This is a genomic window from Variovorax sucrosi (assembly GCF_051216635.1).
In the GTDB taxonomy this organism is placed as follows: domain Bacteria; phylum Pseudomonadota; class Gammaproteobacteria; order Burkholderiales; family Burkholderiaceae_C; genus Variovorax.
Window position 1 is genome coordinate 48,333 of the sequence record NZ_JBPJZU010000013.1, and the last position, 17,556, is coordinate 65,888.

16 protein-coding genes are annotated in these 17,556 nt (G+C 70.3%); 7 read left to right on the forward strand and 9 right to left on the reverse strand.

Features of this window, described 5'->3' with window-relative positions; genetic code table 11:
- Window position 1: 1 nt before the first annotated feature.
- Genes ACSFBE_RS22500 through ACSFBE_RS22525 form a run of 6 tightly spaced genes read right to left on the reverse strand, consistent with a single transcriptional unit; the run spans window position 2 to window position 6,027 of the window.
- Window positions 2-1,144: a dATP pyrophosphohydrolase gene (locus ACSFBE_RS22500; RefSeq protein WP_435492624.1), complete on the reverse strand. Its 1,143-nt coding sequence runs from the start codon at window positions 1,142-1,144 to the stop codon at window positions 2-4.
- Window positions 1,144-2,352, reverse strand: a complete 1,209-nt coding sequence (locus ACSFBE_RS22505; RefSeq protein ID WP_435492625.1) for a CDP-alcohol phosphatidyltransferase family protein — start codon at window positions 2,350-2,352, stop codon at window positions 1,144-1,146. The genes ACSFBE_RS22500 and ACSFBE_RS22505 overlap by 1 nt, the downstream gene beginning before the upstream one ends.
- Window positions 2,349-3,416: an LptF/LptG family permease gene (locus tag ACSFBE_RS22510; RefSeq protein WP_435492626.1), complete on the reverse strand. Its 1,068-nt coding sequence runs from the start codon at window positions 3,414-3,416 to the stop codon at window positions 2,349-2,351. Before ACSFBE_RS22510 ends, ACSFBE_RS22505 begins: the two co-directional genes overlap by 4 nt.
- Window positions 3,413-4,594, reverse strand: a complete 1,182-nt coding sequence (locus tag ACSFBE_RS22515) for an LptF/LptG family permease (protein ID WP_435492627.1) — start codon at window positions 4,592-4,594, stop codon at window positions 3,413-3,415. Before ACSFBE_RS22515 ends, ACSFBE_RS22510 begins: the two co-directional genes overlap by 4 nt.
- A gap of 18 nt (window positions 4,595-4,612) precedes the next feature.
- Window positions 4,613-5,056, reverse strand: coding sequence for an HIT family protein (locus tag ACSFBE_RS22520; protein ID WP_435492628.1), 444 nt, complete (start codon window positions 5,054-5,056; stop codon window positions 4,613-4,615).
- Between the two features lie 47 nt (window positions 5,057-5,103).
- Window positions 5,104-6,027, reverse strand: a complete 924-nt coding sequence (locus tag ACSFBE_RS22525; protein WP_435492629.1) for a metallophosphoesterase family protein — start codon at window positions 6,025-6,027, stop codon at window positions 5,104-5,106.
- Window positions 6,028-6,109: 82 nt separating this feature from the next.
- Here ACSFBE_RS22525 and ACSFBE_RS22530 point away from each other — a divergent pair, with 82 nt between their 5' ends.
- The 7 genes from ACSFBE_RS22530 to ACSFBE_RS22560 all read left to right on the forward strand — a co-directional run bounded on the left by ACSFBE_RS22530 (window position 6,110) and on the right by ACSFBE_RS22560 (window position 13,985).
- The gene (locus ACSFBE_RS22530) at window positions 6,110-7,243 is read left to right on the forward strand and encodes a CDP-alcohol phosphatidyltransferase family protein (protein ID WP_435492630.1); all 1,134 of its coding nucleotides are present in this window, start codon (window positions 6,110-6,112) and stop codon (window positions 7,241-7,243) included.
- Window positions 7,240-8,175, forward strand: coding sequence for a hypothetical protein (locus ACSFBE_RS22535; protein ID WP_435492631.1), 936 nt, complete (start codon window positions 7,240-7,242; stop codon window positions 8,173-8,175). Before ACSFBE_RS22530 ends, ACSFBE_RS22535 begins: the two co-directional genes overlap by 4 nt.
- Before the next feature lie 29 nt (window positions 8,176-8,204).
- Entirely contained in the window at window positions 8,205-8,984 is a 780-nt protein-coding gene (locus ACSFBE_RS22540; protein WP_435492632.1) for a DUF3108 domain-containing protein, read from the forward strand.
- 96 nt (window positions 8,985-9,080) lie between these two features.
- Entirely contained in the window at window positions 9,081-10,199 is a 1,119-nt protein-coding gene (locus tag ACSFBE_RS22545) for a fatty acid desaturase family protein (RefSeq protein ID WP_435492633.1), read from the forward strand.
- Complete coding sequence (locus ACSFBE_RS22550) at window positions 10,172-11,218, forward strand: diacylglycerol kinase family protein (protein ID WP_435492634.1); 1,047 nt, start codon at window positions 10,172-10,174, stop codon at window positions 11,216-11,218. Before ACSFBE_RS22545 ends, ACSFBE_RS22550 begins: the two co-directional genes overlap by 28 nt.
- Before the next feature lie 59 nt (window positions 11,219-11,277).
- Window positions 11,278-13,041 carry an ABC transporter ATP-binding protein gene (locus ACSFBE_RS22555; protein ID WP_435492635.1) on the forward strand — a complete coding sequence of 588 codons (1,764 nt, stop codon included), beginning with the start codon at window positions 11,278-11,280 and terminating at the stop codon, window positions 13,039-13,041.
- The gene (locus ACSFBE_RS22560; RefSeq protein ID WP_435492636.1) at window positions 13,038-13,985 is read left to right on the forward strand and encodes a lysophospholipid acyltransferase family protein; all 948 of its coding nucleotides are present in this window, start codon (window positions 13,038-13,040) and stop codon (window positions 13,983-13,985) included. The genes ACSFBE_RS22555 and ACSFBE_RS22560 overlap by 4 nt, the downstream gene beginning before the upstream one ends.
- A 10-nt stretch (window positions 13,986-13,995) precedes the next feature.
- Here ACSFBE_RS22560 and ACSFBE_RS22565 read toward each other — a convergent pair whose 3' ends face one another.
- From ACSFBE_RS22565 to ACSFBE_RS22575, 3 genes are read right to left on the reverse strand one after another with little or no spacing between them, the layout of a single operon-like run.
- A complete protein-coding gene (locus ACSFBE_RS22565) occupies window positions 13,996-15,363 on the reverse strand; it encodes a DUF3526 domain-containing protein (RefSeq protein ID WP_435492637.1) in 1,368 nt (455 codons plus the stop codon).
- The gene (locus ACSFBE_RS22570) at window positions 15,360-16,787 is read right to left on the reverse strand and encodes an ABC transporter permease (RefSeq protein WP_435492638.1); all 1,428 of its coding nucleotides are present in this window, start codon (window positions 16,785-16,787) and stop codon (window positions 15,360-15,362) included. Before ACSFBE_RS22570 ends, ACSFBE_RS22565 begins: the two co-directional genes overlap by 4 nt.
- On the reverse strand, window positions 16,784-17,542 hold the full coding sequence (locus ACSFBE_RS22575; protein ID WP_435492639.1) for an ABC transporter ATP-binding protein: 759 nt from the start codon (window positions 17,540-17,542) through the stop codon (window positions 16,784-16,786). The genes ACSFBE_RS22570 and ACSFBE_RS22575 overlap by 4 nt, the downstream gene beginning before the upstream one ends.
- Window positions 17,543-17,556: the final 14 nt, after the last annotated feature.

Consider the following 17,556-nt stretch of genomic DNA (forward strand, 5'->3'; position numbering starts at 1 on the left):
CTCAGGCGGCAACGGCGCCACCGCCCAGCGTCTTGGCGTACACCCGATAGGTCTTGTACGCATGGGCGCCGAGCGATTCGATGATGTGCCGCATCGGCCGGTTGTCCTCGAGGATCCACGACAGCTCGACCTGGCGCACACCCTTGGCGCGCAGGCCCTGGCGCATGGTGTCGATGGCGAGGAAGGGCGCGATCGCGCCGGCCAGTTCGCCGCTGATGCTGCGGCTGATGCCCATCAGCGGCACGCGCGCCGTCTTCGTGCCGCGCTTGAGCCGCAACATCAGCTTGGCCCAGTTGAAGGGGAACAGCTTGCCGCCGAAGTCGGCAATCATTTCGTTCAGGTTGGGCAGCGCGATGCCGAAGCCCACCGCCTTGCCGTTGAGCTCGACGATGGCGACGCACTTCGGGTCGATGAACATCTTCAGGCTCTTGGCCATGTGCGCGATCTCCGCCTCGGTGAACGGGATGAAGCCCCAGTTCTGCGACCAGGCGTCGTTGAAGATCGCGGTGACCGTGTCGAACTCTTCGAGGTAGCGCTTGGTGTCGAGGTTGCGCACCGTCAACGCCGACGGCTTGCGCGGGCCGATCATCCGGCGCGCGGCGGCCGGCAGTTCGTGCTCGATGTCGTAGAGATAGGCGATCACGTCCTTCGCCTTCGCATAGCCCCGCGCCTCGACGTGCGCACCGACATGGCGGGCGTCATGGCCCATCAGCATCATCGGCGGCGTGTCGAAACCATCGACCAGCAGGCCGGTCTCTTCGTTGATCGACAGGTTGAAGGGGCCCAGCACCTTCGTCTTGCCACGGGCTGCGAGCCATTCTTCGGCGGTCTTGAAGAGCGCGGAGAAGACCTCGGCGTCGTCCTCCGCGCAGATCATCCCGAAGTGGCCGACCGCCGGGTCTTTCACGAGCTGGTCGATCTGCGCGCTGATGCGGCCGACATCGCGCCCGCCCCGCCGCGCCAGCCAGAATTGGGTCTCGGCATGGGCGAAGTACGGATTCTTCCGAGGCGACAGGGCGTCGCGCCGTTCCATCACCAGCTGCGGCACATAGTTCGGATCGCCCGCGTGGATCTGCGAGGGCAACTGGATGAAGCGGTCCAGTTCCGCCGGTGTGCGCACCGGAACGATTTCGAGAGTGGTCATCAGACAGCCGGTCGGGCCTTGTTGCGTACGAGGAAGCCGTGCCAGACCGTGCGCACGCCGTGCCAGGCGAACGTCAGACCTTGCCAGGCGGTGACGAGGTACAAGCCGGCCGGGCCGGCGCCGACCAGGAGCGCGAGCGCCATGATCGTCATGGTGATGTTGCGGCGCGCGATGAAGCTGCGCACGCGGCCGTCCAGCCGAGACGCCGCATGCAGCGCGAAGCCGAGGCGGGCCTTGGCGATGCCGAGCACGATGCGGTCGCCGAGGTAGAAGACGATCAGCCAGACGGCCGCCGCGTAGAGCGGGTCGTCCATCGACCGCCCGCCCAGGCCCCAGGCCCAGGCGAAGTACCAGAAGGGCGGGTGCACGATGTCCAGGCCGTGGTCGAGCACGTTGCCGATGGCGGAATCGGTCAGCGTCACGCGCGCGATCTTGCCGTCGACGCTGTCGAGCACGCTCATCCCGTAGGCGCACAGGAAGCCCAGCAGGAAATCGCCCCGCGCGAACAGCGGCACGGCCGCGACCGTGAGGATGATCGACAGCACCGTCACCGTGTTGGGGTGGATGCCCCAGCGGGTGCACAGCCGCACCATCGGCCACACCAGCGGCGGGTAGACCCAGCGCGTGAGCAGGTCGGTCGAGCCCTTGTAGTTGTCCCAGAACATCTGACGCTCGAGCCGAAGGCGCGTGGCCTTGTCGTTGACCGCGTAGATCCAATAGGGCAGCGAGCGGCGCAGCTTGTTGACGTAGGCGGGGAAGTCCTGCTCGTCGTAGGGTGCGATGCGGCCCGCGGCCAGCAGGGCGTCGGCCACCTCGCGCAAGGTCTGGGCATGGGCCGGGATGTCGTCGATCAGCGCGGGCTCGAGGCGCAGCACGACGGCACGCTCGGTACCCTGGCCGCGGGCGGCGACGCAGGGCGATGTGCCGCGCAGCAGCACGTCGATCAGCCGCGGGTCGACCGCGTTGCCGCCGTCGATGGCGACCAGCGCGCCACCGGCCAGCGCCTGGCGCAGGCGGGTGCCCAGTGGTGCGGTGTCGACTTCGGGCTTTGCGGCGGGCCAGGCGGTGCGCCCGGCATCGACGCCGGACAGCACGACCCGTGCCCCGGCATCGAGATGCTTCACGCTGCGCCGGAGGCGCTCGACGGGCGGGATCCCGAAGAGGTGTTCGGCGCGGGTAGCGCCGGTGGTGTCGATCCAGAGATTCATATTCGCTCGGAGGCTCGCAGTTGCAGGAGGCCGATCGCCGCGAACAGCGCCGGCGCGGCGAGAGCGATGACCAGGGGTGGCCAGCGGGCACTGAGCCCGAGGGCCGCGACGATGCCGTCGCAGAGAAGAAAGCCCAGGCCGAGGATCAGCGCCAGCGCCATTCTCGACCCGCCGCCGGCGCCGCGGGGCAGCGACACCGCGGTCGGCAGCGCCAGCAGCAGCATGACGAAGATCGCGAGCGGTGCGGCGTAGGAGCGGTACAGCACGCTCTGGTAGTAGCGATGCGGCTGCGTCCCGGTGCGGGTGCCTTCGATCACCTCGGCCAGCATGGCGGTCGAGAGGTTGGGCCGCGCCACGTCGAGCCGCAGCACGTCTTCGGGCCGCAGGTTGGTCTTCCAGGCGCGCTCGGCGACCCGGATGCGGTCGACGCGCTGATCGCCGAAGCGGATCTCCATCACGTTCTTCAGCTGCCAGCCCTGGCCGTCCCACTGCGCCTCGGCGGCAGTGAGCCGGCTGCTCAGCAGGCCGGCGTCGTCGCGGACGTACAGGCGAACGTCGATCAGGCGCCGCCCGTCGGGGCTGGTGCTTTCCATCGACACCGTGCCGCCCGAGGTATGCGCCCAGCGCTTGGTCGGCGCATCGTCGGCCGGCGCGCTGGCGCTCCACCATTCCTTCAGCCCGTTCTCGGCCGGCGGCAGCACGCGCTCGGACAGCGCGAACTGGGCCAGGGCCAGCACCGCCGCCACCGGCAGCAGGTAGCCGAGCAGCCGCATCATGCTGACGCCCGCGGTGCGCAGGGTGGCGATCTCGAGGTGACGCGCCATCGACTGCAGCGCCATCAGCGTGCCGATCAGCACCGCTGGCGGCAAGGCCATGACGAGTTCGGCCGGCAGCCGCAGCATGCCGTAGTAGAGGATGCCGACCAGGCCTTGGTCGCGCTTGAGCACGTCGGTCGTGATGTCGAGCAGTTCCAGCAGCTGCATCAGCGCGGTGATCACCAGCAGCAGCACGAGGATCTGCAGGCCGACCCGGCGCCGGATGTACGAGGCCATCGCGCCGTTCACGGCGCCACCTTGGCCCGGCGCCGCGGCTTCAGGCGCTCGATCAGGCGTTCCAGCACGCCCACGGTGCGCGACACCGGGTTGTCGCCAGGCCATGCGAGGCTGCCGCGGAAGATCCACAGGCTCAGCAGCGCGAACAGGAGGAAGGGCGTCCACACCGCCAGCGCGGCCGGCATGCGGCCGCTCTCCGCCAGGCTCTTGCCGAATTGCAGCGTGTGGTTGAGCAGCAGCAGCGCCAGCGACGCAAAGATCACGCCGGGCGTGCGGCGCCCGCGCTTGGACGCCATGCCCAGCGGCAGCGCCAGCAGCGGCAGCAGAGGCGGCAGCAACGCCCGCGCCAATCGGCTGTGGAACTCGGCTGCCGAGTCGGCTTCGCAGGTCTTGCACATGGCCTGCCAGAGCTCCGGCAGGGTGCGTTCGCTGGCGGACTCGCCGCGTTCGCGGAAGGGCGCCCGTGCGGGCGAAAAATCTTCCACGAAGCCATCGACGAAGCGGGTGGTGGAGATCACGCCGTCGTCCTTCTGCCGCACCCGGAGCCCGTCCTCCAGCTTGAGGCGCAGTTTGCGGGTGGTGGGGTCGCTCTCGAGCTGGCCGCGCACCGCCGTCGTGATCTCCTCGACCCCGGCCAGTCGCCGCTCCATGAAGACGCCGGTGAAGCTGCGGCCGCCGTCTTCCACCGTGTCGGCGCTGAAGCTGAAGCCGTGCGCGATGTCGATGAAGCGGTTTTCCTCGATCTTCGCGTCCCAATTGGTCTGCAGCACGGCGTCCATCTTGACGTGGTAGTCGTAGCGCGCGAGCGGCTGCAGCCGGCCGAAGAGGTACAGGTTGAACACGCTGAGCAGCACCGCGAGGATGAAGTAGGGCGCGCAGATGCGGGCGATCGAGCGGCCGGTGGCGAGCATCGCGTCGAGTTCGCTGTCGTCGCCCATGCGCGCGGCGGCCATGAAGATGGCGGCGGTGAACGCCACCGGCAGCGACAGACCGAGGTAGTGCGGCACCAGGTCGGCGGCCAGCAGCAGCACGCTCGAGATCGCCGCCCCGGTGGAAGCCGCGATGTCGAACAGGCGCAGCAGCCGCTGCAGCATGGTGGCGAGCAGCATCGTTGCCAGCGCGGCGAACAGCGGCATGGCGAACAGGCGCACCGCATAGCGGTCGAGCCGATCGAACGAGAGAAAGGGCAAAGGACGCGGCCTCTGGGATCAGGCAGCGGTGCGCTGCAAGGCGTCGCGCAGGGCGGTGCCGAGCGAAGCGATGGTCGCGGCGTCGAGCGAGACGGCGGCGTCCAGGGCCGGCGGTCCGGGCCAGCCGGCGTCGGGGAAGGCCGCGCCTTCGAAGCTGCGAACGCCGTTGTAGCGCGGAATCACGTGGAAGTGAACGTCCGGGTCCACCATCATCAGCATGAGGTAGTTGATCCGCTCGTAGCCGACGAATTCGCGCAGCGCGGCCTCGATGCTGCGAACCATGCCCTGCATCTCGGCGAAGGCCTTGGCACTCACATCGGCAAAGGCCTGCACCGGCTCGCGGCACACCAGCACCATCGCGCCGAGCGTCGGTTGCTTCGGCCTCAGCAGCAGCGTCCAGCAGTCGGTCTGCGCGAGGCGGGTGGCGGGATCGCCGAATTTCGTTTCAGTGGCATTGGCCATCGCAGTGGTCCAGGGTCGTCGTCCAGAGTCGGGTATTGCAGGTGCGCTCAGCGAGCGACATTCTCGCCTGAGTCGCGAGGGCGGACCCGCGGCAGGCTCAGCGCATAGGCGCCGTCGGCCACGAACGCCTCGGCCTCGGTCGACCAGCGGCGCACCTCCACCAGGGCCTGCGGGCCGCTCGCACCGTCCATCAGCCGCAGCCGATGCCACAGCGCGCCCTGGTCCTTCGGATTCGGCACCGCGGAGGAGGACGGCACGCACAGGCAGGGAATCGGCAGCGTTGGGCCGGCCACCACGTCCATGCGGGCGTCGCGCGCATGGCCGTGCAGCACCAGCTCGGCACCGGCACGCCGCAGCACGGCACGCAGCGCGTCGCGGTCGGCCAGCGCCTTGCGCCAGCCGATGGCCCCCTCGGCCGGCGGGTGATGCAGCATCACGATGCGGGTCCGCCCGGCCTGGCCCTCGGCCATCAGCACCTGTTCGAGCCGCGCGAGCTGCGCCGCGCCGAGCCGGCCGCGGGCCAGCAGCGGCGCGGTCGGCAGCGCCGAGTTCAGCCCGATCAGCGCCACGCCATCCCGGTGATGCACGAAAGGCCAGCCATCTTCCGCGCGGGTCCAGCTCTGCCACAGCCCGAGGCCTTGCGCAGGTGGCACCGGCACCAGGGCGTCGTGGTTGCCCGGCACGATGCTGATGCGCTCCGGCGGCGCCAGCGCCGTCAGCCAGCGTGCCGCCTGTTCGAACTCGCCCGGCAGCGAGAAGTTGGTGATGTCGCCGGTGACCAGGATGTGATCGACCGCATGGGTGCGCAGGTCCTGCGCGAGCGCATCGAGGATGTCGTTGCGGTGCAAGGCGCGCCGCCGCTGCCAGGACCAGGCGCTGAGCTGGCGCTTCGACAGGCGTTGCCGCGGCGACAGCACAGGCTCGAAGGGGAGGTGCAGGTCCGACACATGCGCAAACGTAAATCCGCTCATCGATAATCGCCCGCTGCTTCTTTCCTAGACACTTCGCTTCGATCATGCCAAAACTTCATACCCCGCGCGCCGGGCTGTCCAAATGAGCGCCGATAAGGCGCCCACCCAGCGCGTTGCGGGGATCGTCGTCGGCCAGTCGGCCTTGCGTGTCTGGGGCCTCAGTTCGGAGGCGCGGCTGCAGCGGCAGTTCGCGCGCGCGGGCCTGGCCGGCACTGCGGCCGATGCGGACCGCGTCGTGCTGCTGCGGGCCGACTGGGTGTTCGACGAAGCGCTGGTGCGCGGCCTCGCCGCTGCGACGGACGACGTCGCGCTGCGTGCCGGCGAGGGCGATGGCGAGGTGGTCGCGCTCTCGGTCGCGGCCGCGCATGCCGCCGAAGCCGCCACGCGCCTGGCCGAGCGGCAGGCCCTGGCTGGTGCACGGACCGTCTCGCCGGCCCAGATCGCCGACGGCTACAACGACAAGCTGCGCAAGCGCGAACCCCCGTACCTGCTGCCGCTGACCGCGGAAAGCATGGATGCCATCGAATGGCGCACTTTCCGCGGCGCCTACAAAGGCGTCACCGACCTGGTCACGCTCTACGCCTGGCCGCGGCCGGCGCGCTACGTCACGCGGCTGTGCGCCGAAGCCGGCATCACGCCGAACCAGGTGACCACGCTGAGCCTCGTGCTGGTGCTGGCCGCCATGTGGCTGTTCTGGACCGGGCACTACGCGCTCGGCCTGGTGGCCGCCTGGGGCATGACCTTCCTCGACACCGTCGACGGCAAGCTGGCACGTGTCACGCTGAAGTCCTCGCGCTTCGGCGATTTCTACGACCATTCCATCGACCTGGTCCATCCGCCGTTCTGGTGGTGGGCCTGGATTGTCGGGCTGCCGGCCGTTGGTCTGCCGCTGACGCATGCCGCGCTGGCGCTCACGGCCATCGTCGCGGGCTACGTGCTGCAGCGGCTGGAAGAAGGCCTGTTCATCGCCTGCTTCGGCATCGAGATGCACGTGTGGGAACGCTTCGACAGCCGCTTCCGCCTCATCACTGCGCGCCGCAATCCGAACCTGCTGCTGCTGACCGCATCGCTTCCTTTCGGCCGGCCGGACCTCGGCATCCTGGCCGTGGCGATCTGGACCGTGGCCTGCCTGGTGGTGCACGCGGTGCGGTTGCTGCAGGCCGCCGTGGCGCGCCGCCGTGGCCCGCTGCGCTCCTGGCTCTCCGCCGCGACGTGAACGACGCACTGCGCGCGCTGATCGGCGCCGAACTGCGGCGCGAGGTTTCGCCCGCGGTCGTCGCGCTGGCCCAGCGGCTCGCCGCGCGCGCGCAGGGCGGGGCGGCCGCCGTGCTGTTCTACGGCTCGGCACTGCGGGACAGCGCCCTCGACGGCGTGCTCGACTTCTATGTGCTCGTCGACCAGCCCACGGACTGGCCCGGCCCGTGGCTCGCCGCGTTTGCCAACCGCCTGCTGCCGCCCAACGTCGGCTACCTGGAGGAATCGGTCGACGGCCGCGACCTGCGTGCCAAATATGCGGTGATGACGGTGGCGCAGTTCCGGCGCGCGATGTCGGTGCAGCGCATCGACACCACGCTATGGGCGCGGTTCTCGCAGCCGTGCGCCTGCCTCCACGCGCGCAGCGACGCCGACCGGCTCACCGTGCGCGACGCGGTCTGCGACGCGGTGGTGGCAGCGGCGCACTGGGCGGCGATGCTCGGGCCGCTGCGTGCCGAGCCGGCAGCCTTCTGGCGCGCCCTCTATGCGCGCACCTATGGGGCCGAATTGCGGGTCGAGCGAACGTCTCGCGGTGCCGACCTGCTCGCGCATGACGCGCCGCGCTACGCACGGCTGCTGCCGCTCGCCTGGGCGGAGGGCGGCCTGGCCTTCACCTCGGCGGTCGACGACCAGCTGGCGCCGGTGCTGGCCCCCGACGAGCGCAGCACCGCCGAGCGCCGCTGGCGCCGGCGCCGGCGGCTCGGCCGCGTGCTCAATCTGCTGCGGCTGCTGAAGGCGGCACTGACCTTCGACAACGCCACCGATTACGTCGCCTGGAAGGTCGAGCGCCACAGCGGCTACCGGATCGAACCGACGCCGTTCCAGCGGCGCCATCCGCTGCTGGCGGCGCCGGGCATCTACTGGCGATTGCGCCGACTCGGCGTGCTGCGCTGAGAATGGGCGGATCCTTCCGTCTCCTTTCCATGTCCCTTCCTCCCTTGAATTTCTTCCGGCGCCGGATCGTGCTGTGCGCGGCCGTCCTGATGGCATCTGCGGCATCCGCGGCGTCGGCCGCCGAACCGGTGGCCGCCCCCACGGCCCGCGAGGCCGAAGCCAAGGTCTATCCGACCCGCATCGCGCGTTCCTTCACCGTGCTCTACCAGATGCAGCGCGGCGGCATCCGGGGCAGTGGCGAGTTCCTCTGGAAGCGCACCGGCGACACCTACGAGGCGCACCTCAAGGGCACGGTGGCCGGCCTGGCCTTGCTCAACTGGGCCAGCCAGGGCGGCTTCGACGCTGCGGGCGTGGCACCCCACAGCTACACGGAGCGGCGGCTGGGCAAGTCCCCGCGGGAGGCGATCTTCCTGCGAAGCGAGTCCAAGATCGATTTTTCCGGCTCCTCGCCCGACATTCCCCTGGTGCCCGGCACGCAGGACCGGGTGAGCTGGCTGGTGCAGTTGCAGGCCATCCTGGCGGCGGACCCGGCCAAGGCCAACGCCGGCGAACGCGTCGTCATCCCAGTGGTGGGCGCGCGCGGCCACGCCGAAACCTGGGTCTTTGAAGCCTCCGGCGCCGAGACCATCAAGACGCCAGCCGGCGCCCTGCGGACCCAGAAGCTGACGCGTTCGCTGCACAAGCCGGACGACACGCGCGCCGAGGTCTGGGTCGAGCCGGCACGTCAGTTCCTGCCGGTGCGCATCCGCCTTACGCTGCCGCCCTTCGATGCGGCGCTGGACATGACGCTTGCCGACGTCAGCGGGTAGACGGCCGCGGCCTTGGCGGCAGCGGAACCGGAGCCGGCGCCGGGGCCTTCCCGCAACCGGTATGCTTGGCCCCCTCCCGATTTCCTTCGCTCAGCCGTGACTGCCACCTCCACGCCCGTCGATTGGGCTCCTGCCGCCGCTGCGGCGGCCGCAAGAAATTTTGCATGGCGGGGGCAGGCGCGCGCACTGATCGACGATCTGTTCGAGCGCTCGCCGGCCATCTACTGGACGGACTTCCTGCTCAGCGCGGGCATCGGCTGGGCGTTGACGGCCGTCTATTTCCTGGCCACGCCCTGGAGCGTCGTGCAGATCGCGGCCTTCGTGGTCGCCAGCCTGTTGTTCTTTCGTGCCGGCACCTTCATCCACGAGATCGTCCACATGCCGAACCAGCAGATGGTTTGGTTCAAGCGGGCGTGGAATCTGTTGATGGGCATCCCGCTCCTGATGCCGTGGATCATGTACAGCAACCACATCGAGCATCACAACCACCGCCGCTTCGGCACGCCGTCGGACGGCGAATACCTGCCGCTCGCATCGTCGCCGCTCAAGGAAACGCTCAAGTACCTAACGCAAGCGCCGCTGCTGCCGCTGTTCATGGCGGTGCGCTTCGGCGTGCTGGGGCCGCTGTCGTGGCTGCACGGCGGGCTGCGCCACTGGGTGCTGACGCGTGCCTCGGCGGCGGTGTCGAACCCGTACTACTGCGAGCGCTTCCCCAAGCGCTTCGAAAAGCACCTGAAGATCGTCGAGGTGCTGTGCTTCGCGTACATCCTGGCGCTGGCCGTGCTGGTCTGGCGCGACATGATCAGCTTCAAGCACGTGGCCATGGGTTACCTGCTGCTGGCCTTCACGCTGGGGCTGAACTGGGTGCGCAACCTGGCCGCGCACCGCTATGCCAACGACGGCACGCCGATGGACCTCGCGGGCCAGGTGGAGGAATCCATCAACATCACCGGCCAGACCTGGCTGACCATGGCCCTGTTCCCGGTGGGCCTGCGCTACCACGCGCTGCACCATCTCTTCCCGGCGCTGCCCTACCACCACATGGACGAGGCGCATCGGCGCTTGATGCAGAACCTTCCCGCGGACGCGTCCTACCGAATCACCAACCGCGACAGCTTCTTCGCCGCGGCGCGCGAGTTGTGGCAGTCGGCCCGGCAGACGCCGCACGAGCAATCGGCGATGCGTGCGTGGCTGCCACGGTCCGACCGATCTTGAACGCCGGTGTGCCCGGGGGCGCGCCCCTTGCCGAAGCGGTGGCGTTGCTGGCGAATGCTGCGCTGCCGCCGTGTCTCATCGTCAACCCACTGAGCTTTCGGGCCTCCCGCGGCCTGGCCGAGCGCGCCGCAGCGCTGGCCAGGGCGCAGGGCGCCGAGGTGGTCGTGGTCGACGGGCCTGCAGCGCTCACTGCCGCCGTCGAGACCATCCTGGCGCGGCGCCAGCGCCACCTGATGGTGCTGGCCGGCGACGGGACCGTGCGCGCGGTCATCGATCAACTGGCCAGCCTGCCCACGGGTGCCTGGGTGCCCGACCTGCTCGTGCTGCCCGGCGGCCGCACCAACCTGACGGCCGCCGATCTGGTGCCGGGCGCGGACGCGCTCACCTCGTTGAAACGCGGCCTGGCGGCGGTGGCCGACCAGCGCTGGGACGCGGCCGTGGTCGAGCGCGCCACCCTGTGCATCGAGCAGTCGCCGGCGCCGGCGCACTACGGCCTGTGGGTCGGCGCGGCGCTGATCGACGGCGCGATCCGTCGCACCCATGACCACCGCATCGGCGGCAACGGCGCGCTGCGCACCGGCCACCTGAGCACCGCGATTTCTTTGCTGCGCCTGGGCTTTCTGGCACTGCGCGGGCGTTCTGGCCTGTCCTGCCCCGAGCTGCAGGTCGACGCCGGGGCCATCGGCCGCCTTCGGGGCCCGGTGAGCCTGCTGCTGGCCACGACGCTGCTGCACCGTCGCGGCTTGTTCGACCCCTATGCCACGCGCGCCGACGGTGGCATGCGCCTGACGGCGGTGTCGCGCCACGCCACCGGCTTCTACCGTCTGCTGCCGCGTCTTCTCACCGGGCGCTTCTCGCGTTCGATGGACGTGGGCCACGGCTTTCTCAGTGGCGGCTGCGCGCAGGCCGAGATCACCGGCCTTGTCGGCTATTCGCTCGACGGCGAGGCCTACGACACCGACCCGGCGCGGCCGGTCCTGATCCGTCGCGGCCCGTCCCTGCGGTTCTTCGCGTCATGAGCGCCGCCCGGCCGCCCGAAGGCGCTCAGCACCGCAGCCCGCAGGGCGGAGGTCATCCAATGAGCGCAGCACCGACCGACGTCGTGACCGCTGCAGGTGCCCGTGGCGCGCTGCCCATGATCGGTGCCTTCGTGCGCGCCTACCCGGGCCGCAGCGCCGCCGCGCTGGCTGCGGTCTTCGTGGCCGGGCTGCTCGACGGCCTGGGCATGTCGATGCTGCTGTCGATGCTCACGCTCACGACCGCCAACGACCCGAACCACAAGCCGTCGATGCCCGAGCAGGTCGCCACGCGCATCGCCGATGTCCTCGGCCTGCAGCCGACCGCACCGGTCATGCTCACGCTGGCGATCGTGCTGATCGCGTTGCGTGCCGGGCTGACGCTGGTGGCCAACAAGCAGGTCGGCTACACGGTGGCGCACATCGCCACCGACCTGCGGCTGGCGCTGATCCGCGCGGTGATGCGGGCCCGCTGGAGCCACTACCTGCAGCAGTCGGTCGGCCGCTTGTCCAATGCGGTGGCGACTGAGGCGCAGCGCGCGTCCGAAGCCTTCCAGTACAGCGCCGAGATGGCGGCAATGCTGCTGAATTCGCTGATCTACATGGGCATCGCGCTGGCGATCTCCTGGCAGGCTGGCGTGGCCACGGCGGTCGCCGGCGGCCTGCTGCTGACCGTGCTGCACACCTTGATCCGCAGCTCGCGCCGGGCCGGCCAGCACCAGACGCAGCTGCTGACCTCGCTGCTCTCGGCCATCGGCGCGCAGCTGGCCGCGGCCAAGCCGCTCAAGGCGATGGCGCGCGAGGACCATGTCGACGCGCTGCTGTCCGACCAGATGAAGCAACTGCGCCGTGCGCTGCGCCGCCAGGTGGTCGCCCGCGAAGCGCTCAGCGCGCTGCAGGACCCGCTGCTGGCCATCATGGTCGGCACCGGCTTCTTCCTCAGCCTGGTGCTGCTGAAGATGCCGCTGGCCTCGGTGCTGGTCATGCTGTTCCTGTTGGCGCGGGTGGTGAGCTATCTCTCCAAGACGCAGCGCGCCTACCAGCAGATCGTGGTGCGCGAAAGCGCCTACTGGGCGCTGATCGACGGCATCGATGCGGCGCATGTGCAGGCCGAGCCGCAGGGCGGTGACCGCACGGCGACGCTGTCCGACGGCATCGCCTTCGACCAGGTGCGTTTCCGCCATGGCGACGGCCGGGTGGTGCTCGACGATGCGTCCTTCACCATCCATTCGCGCGAGCTGACGGTGATCGTCGGGCCTTCGGGCGCGGGCAAGACGACGGTGCTCGACCTGGTGGTCGGGCTGCTCCAGCCGGAGGCCGGCAGCGTGCGCGTCGACGGCGTGCCGATGCCCGAACTGGCCCTGCGTCCGTGGCGGCGGCAGATCGGCTACGTGCCGCAGGACTCGGTGCTGGTCAACGAATCCATCGCCTACAACCTGGCGCTCGGCGAGCAGGACCTGAGCGAGGCCGACCTGCGCGACGCCCTGCGCGCGGCCGACGCGCTCGACTTCGTCGACGCCATGCCCGAAGGCCTGCAGACCCGTGTGGGCGAGGGCGGCTCGCGCCTGTCCGGCGGTCAGCGCCAGCGCCTGGCCATCGCGCGGGCGCTGGTGCACAAGCCGAGTCTGCTGGTGCTCGACGAGGCCACCAGCAGTCTCGACGCCGAGGCCCAGGCCGTGGTGATCGAGACCGTGCGGCGCCTGAAGGGCAGCCTGACGATCCTGGCCGTCGCGCACCAGGGCCTGCTGATCGATGCGGCCGACCGGATCTACCGGCTGGCCGATGCAGAGGTGAGCCTGGTGCGCGGTCCGCAGGGGGGGCAGTGAACGACGCCGAACGCCCGGTCGACCTCGGCCGCCGCCTGCGCCGGGCCCGCCGTCGCGCCCTCTTCCTCGGCTTGCGCACCGTGCTGCACATGATTGGTTTCCAGCGCGTGCGCACGCTCGGCAAGCTGACGGGCGCGCTGCAGTACCACCTGGCGTGGCGTCAGCGTCGGCGCATCGCGCGCGACATGGCGCTCGCGCTCGGCCGCCCGCCCGGCGATCCGTCGGTGGCGCCGCTGCTGCGCGAGGCCTACCGGGTGAACAACACCGCCGTGCTCGAGATCCTGGCGATGTTCGACCAGCGCCAGGACGAGGACGAACTCATCGCGCGCTGCGAGGTCGACGGCCTCGAGCACCTGCGTGCCGCGCTGGCCGGCGGGCGTGGCGCGATCCTGCTCGCCACGCACATGGGCAATGCCGCGCTGCTCACCGTCAAGCTGGCGCGCGCCGGCTGGGGCGTGAGCGTGGTCTACCGCGAGGCACGGATGATGTCCGCCGGCCTGCTGCAGCACGGCCTCGAGCAGTACGGCATCGAAGGCATCCTGGCGAACACCGGCCTGCGTGCCTATGCGCAGATGGTCGCCGCGCTCAAGCAGGGGCGCATCGTCTTCGTCATGATGGACCAGGGCGTCCAGCAGGCCGAGACCGGGATGATGCAGCGCTTCCTCGGCAAGGACGCCGCCATGCCGGCCGGTCCGGCGCAGCTCGCCCGCTCGGCACGGGCGCCGCTGCTGCCGGTGGCGACGACGGCAGCCGAACCGATCTGGCGCTTCGAGATCCAGCCACCGGTGCCGCTGGGCCAGGGTCCGCTCGAGGCGGATGTGGCCCACCTGGTGCGGCTGACCGAGCAGCAGGTGCTGCAGCATCCCCAGCTGTGGAGCTGGCACCAGCGGCGCTGGCGCAAGCTGCGGCCTGCGACCACGCCGGTGCCCGTCGCGTCGTCGTGACGCGGCCTCCCTACGGCGAAGAGACCGCGCGAACACCCGCCGCACCGCGCACGCCCAGCAGCAGCGCGACGGCGCCCAGCAGCACCAGGCCCCCGAGTTGGCCGATGGGCATGACCGGCTTCGGCATCGACGGATCGAAGCGCGGCTGCGCATCGAAATCCATCGCGCCGAAGCGCAGCTCGTTGAACAGATAGGGGTAGTAGAAGCCGCGCAGCCGCGCATGGAAGTCGGTGACGCGATCCTGGTAGGCCAGCTGGGCTAGCAGATCGGTGCCGGCCTGGCGGTGCAATGCGGCCTGCGCGCCGACACCGGGCAGTAACCAACCCAGGCGCGCGGTCCATTGCTGCCGCGCGAGCAGGCCGTCGCGGTAGGCCGCGACCTGTGGCGCCACGCTCTCGTCGCCGAGTTGCTGGAAGGCGTAGTACCACTTCCAGTGGAAGCCCGCGGGCAGCGGCGCCGTGTGCTGCCACTCGGGGTGCGTGCGGAAGAACTGCGCCATCGTCGCGTCGCGCGGAAGGTCCCACGCGCCATGCACCGCCTGGCGCTGTGCCAGCATGAGCTCGACCCCTTGCCGCACCGGGACGGCCCGCGTGAGCAGGGCGCTCGCGAGTGTTGGCAGCACCAGCGTCAGCACGACCCAGCCGCCCACGAGCGTCGTCGCGCTGGCGGTCGAGTGGCTTGAGCGCGTCGCCACGATCAGCGCCAATCCGCCCCAGAACGACAGGTAGGCGGCGCTGGCGAGCGACGCGGTGGCCACGGCCGCAGCCGTGGCGCCGTTCGTCCACGCGCCGATCAGCAGCGGCACCATCAGGCAGGCGAAGGCGAGCGCCATGCGCAGGCCCGCGCGCCGCAGCCAGAGGCGGCGCCCCGCATCGGGCATCGACAACAGCGTGACGAGTCGCCCGGCTTGTCGCTCGCCGGTCACCAGGTCGTACAGCAGGGCAATGAGAAACAGCGGTGCGAGATAGACCAGCACGAAGGCGAAGTCGAAACGCCCGGCGAGCGCCAGTTCGGGGTTGAAGCTCTCGCCTTCGTGCAACTGCGCCTGCAATGCCAGCGCACGCACACGCAGCACGTAGGGAGAGGCATCGCGCAGCCCGATCGCGAGGAAGGCCGCGCTCGACGGTGGGTCCCAGGTGGCGTGGAGGGTGTAGTACGCGGCAGAGCCCGCATCCGCGCCGTGCACGTACTTGCGGGCCTGAGCCGTGAGGTCTTGTTGCTGCAGCGCCGTCAGCCGCGCGATGGTCCGATGCTCGCGATCGATTTCGCGCGTGCCCAGCACCACGGCCAGCGCCGACAACACCAGCAGCAGGGCCAGGCTGGCGACCGTCAGACGCGAGCGCGCCAGCAGGCGCCATTCGTGGACAAGCCCGTTCATCGTGCGGCCTTCCCGAGGGTTCGCGTCGCGAAGCGCAGCGCGCCTGCCAGCACCGCCAGCCACGCCAGCAGAACGATCGCCGCGGGGGCGGCGTTGCGCAGCGACTGCGCGGTCGTCAGTGGTTCGTGCCGGAAGTCGGCCACGCCATGCCAGTTGTGGCGGTCGATGCGGTCGTCGCGGCTCGAGCGGTCGTCGGCCAGGCTCAGCTTCTCGGCCTGCAGCCGGTTGAGTGCCTGCACCAGCCGATAGCGGTGCGCTTCGGCGGTTTGAACGAACTGCCGGTCGCTGTGCAGGTCGGTGCCGGCCGTCGCCATCGACATCCGATGCAGCGCGATGGCCGGGCTCAGCAGGGAGAAGCCGTCAACGAGGCGCAGCTGCGCGTGCTGGCGCTCGAAGGCCTGGTCGGCATAGCGCGTGAAGAGCGCGCTGGTGAGTCGCTCGCCTTCCATGCCAAGCAGCCCCTTGTAGTTGACCGGCAGGTCCTCGATGCGCGAGACGCCGTACGACGCGAGCACCTTCTTCCGAAACTCGGCGAAGTACGGGTCGTCCGGGTCGTGGCTGTCACCCAGCGCGGCGAGGTCGCGCGCTACGGCGATGTCGGTCTCGAAGCGCGTGGGCAGTGGGTTCGCCGAGGCGGCGATCTCCGCTGCCAGGCGGGGCACCAGCACCACGCCGATGGCCCACACCGCCAGCAAGGCGAGCAGTGCGTCGCGTCCGCGAGGGAAGAACGCCGAGGCCGCGACGATGCCGACAGTCCAGATCAGCATCCACGCCGCATAGCCCGCCGCCAGCGCAAGCGCCGGCACCGCGGCGCTCGGCGTGGCGATGCCCATCGCGCCCAGTGCGATGAAGGCGGGCAGCAGCATGAGCGCGGCCACGCCCGTCAGCGCCAGCAGCTTGCCGGCGACGATCTGCCGGGGCGCCACGCCTTGCGCCAGCAGCACGCGCAGCGTGCCGGCCTCGCGCTCGCGCGCCAGCACTGCATGCCCGATAAAGATCAACAGCAGCGGCGCCAGCACCTGCAGCACGAAGGCGGGTGTCAGTTGGCCGAAGCGCAGCAGAACGGATGACTGGCGTACCTCGCCGAAGTTGGCGCTGTTCTGCCGATGGCCTTCGAGGAACAGCGTGTGGCCGGTGTAGGCCTCCACGCCGGGGTCGAAGGCCGCCAGCGGATTCGGCGAGCGGAACACGAAGTGGCCGTAGTGCACCATGCGGTGCGGATGCCGGTCGGGCTGCGCCTCGAATTCGTGATCGACCTGCGTCTGGTGGCGTGCACGCTCCTCGGCGGTCGCGTTGCGGCTGTCCCATGACGTGAAGGTCGCCACGGCGGCGAGCACCAGCAGCAATGCGAGTCCGATCACGGCCACGCGGTTTCGCCGCAGCAGCCGCCATTCCTCGCGCGCGATGCGCATCGTGGCGCTCACGATGCCGCTTCCGGTGCCGCGTAGCGGCGGTGCAGGGCGCGCACGTCGAAGCGCTCCGCACCCGAGGCGGCGACCTCGTCGACCAGCCTTCCGCCGTCGATGAAGCCGATGCGATCGGCGATTTCGGCGGCGCCCAGCAGGTCGTGCGTGACCATGAGGATCGCGACGCCCTGCGCGCGCAACACGCCGAGCAGCCGGCTGAACTCGGCCGTGGCCTGCGGGTCGAGGCCGGACGTGGGCTCGTCCAGCAGCAGCGCCGGCACCTGGCGCGCCAGCGCGAGGGCGATCGACACCTTCTGGCGCATGCCCTTGGAAAAGCCGGACACGCGGCGCCCGTGCGCGGCGCGGTCCAGTCCGGCAGCGGACAGGGCCTCGTCGATGGCGTGGGCTTCCTGCGCTTCGCCCGCGAGGTCGAGCAGGTAGGCCACGTTCTCGCGCGCGCTCAAATGTTCGTAAAGCGCGACGTTCTCGGGGATGTAGGCGAGCCGGCGCCGCGCAGTCGTCGGGTCGACGCCCGGGTCGATGCCGTTCACGCGCACCCGGCCGCTGATGGGGCGGACGAAGCCGAGGAACAGGCTCAGCGTGGTGGTCTTGCCGGCGCCGTTGGCGCCGAGCAGCGCGTAGATCTCGCCTGAGGCGACGGTGAGGTCGAGGCCTTGCAGGATCGTTCGTGCGCCGTAGCCGGCCACGACGGCGACGGCTTCGAGCGTCGGCTGCGCCGTTGCGTCGCCATGGGGGAGGGGGGAAGGATGCATGGGGGAATCGGTGG

Excerpts from the sequence above, each read along its gene's own strand:
- ACSFBE_RS22500 (WP_435492624.1), bottom strand. The coding sequence starts at position 1,144 with ATGACCACTCTCGAAATCGTTCCGGTGCGCACACCGGCGGAACTGGAC.
- ACSFBE_RS22505 (WP_435492625.1), bottom strand. The coding sequence starts at position 2,352 with ATGAATCTCTGGATCGACACCACCGGCGCTACCCGCGCCGAACACCTC.
- ACSFBE_RS22520 (WP_435492628.1), bottom strand. The coding sequence starts at position 5,056 with ATGGCCAATGCCACTGAAACGAAATTCGGCGATCCCGCCACCCGCCTC.
- ACSFBE_RS22525 (WP_435492629.1), bottom strand. The coding sequence starts at position 6,027 with ATGAGCGGATTTACGTTTGCGCATGTGTCGGACCTGCACCTCCCCTTC.
- ACSFBE_RS22530 (WP_435492630.1), top strand. The coding sequence starts at position 6,110 with ATGAGCGCCGATAAGGCGCCCACCCAGCGCGTTGCGGGGATCGTCGTC.
- ACSFBE_RS22540 (WP_435492632.1), top strand. The coding sequence starts at position 8,205 with ATGTCCCTTCCTCCCTTGAATTTCTTCCGGCGCCGGATCGTGCTGTGC.
- ACSFBE_RS22555 (WP_435492635.1), top strand. The coding sequence starts at position 11,278 with ATGAGCGCAGCACCGACCGACGTCGTGACCGCTGCAGGTGCCCGTGGC.
- ACSFBE_RS22565 (WP_435492637.1), bottom strand. The coding sequence starts at position 15,363 with ATGAACGGGCTTGTCCACGAATGGCGCCTGCTGGCGCGCTCGCGTCTG.
- ACSFBE_RS22575 (WP_435492639.1), bottom strand. The coding sequence starts at position 17,542 with ATGCATCCTTCCCCCCTCCCCCATGGCGACGCAACGGCGCAGCCGACG.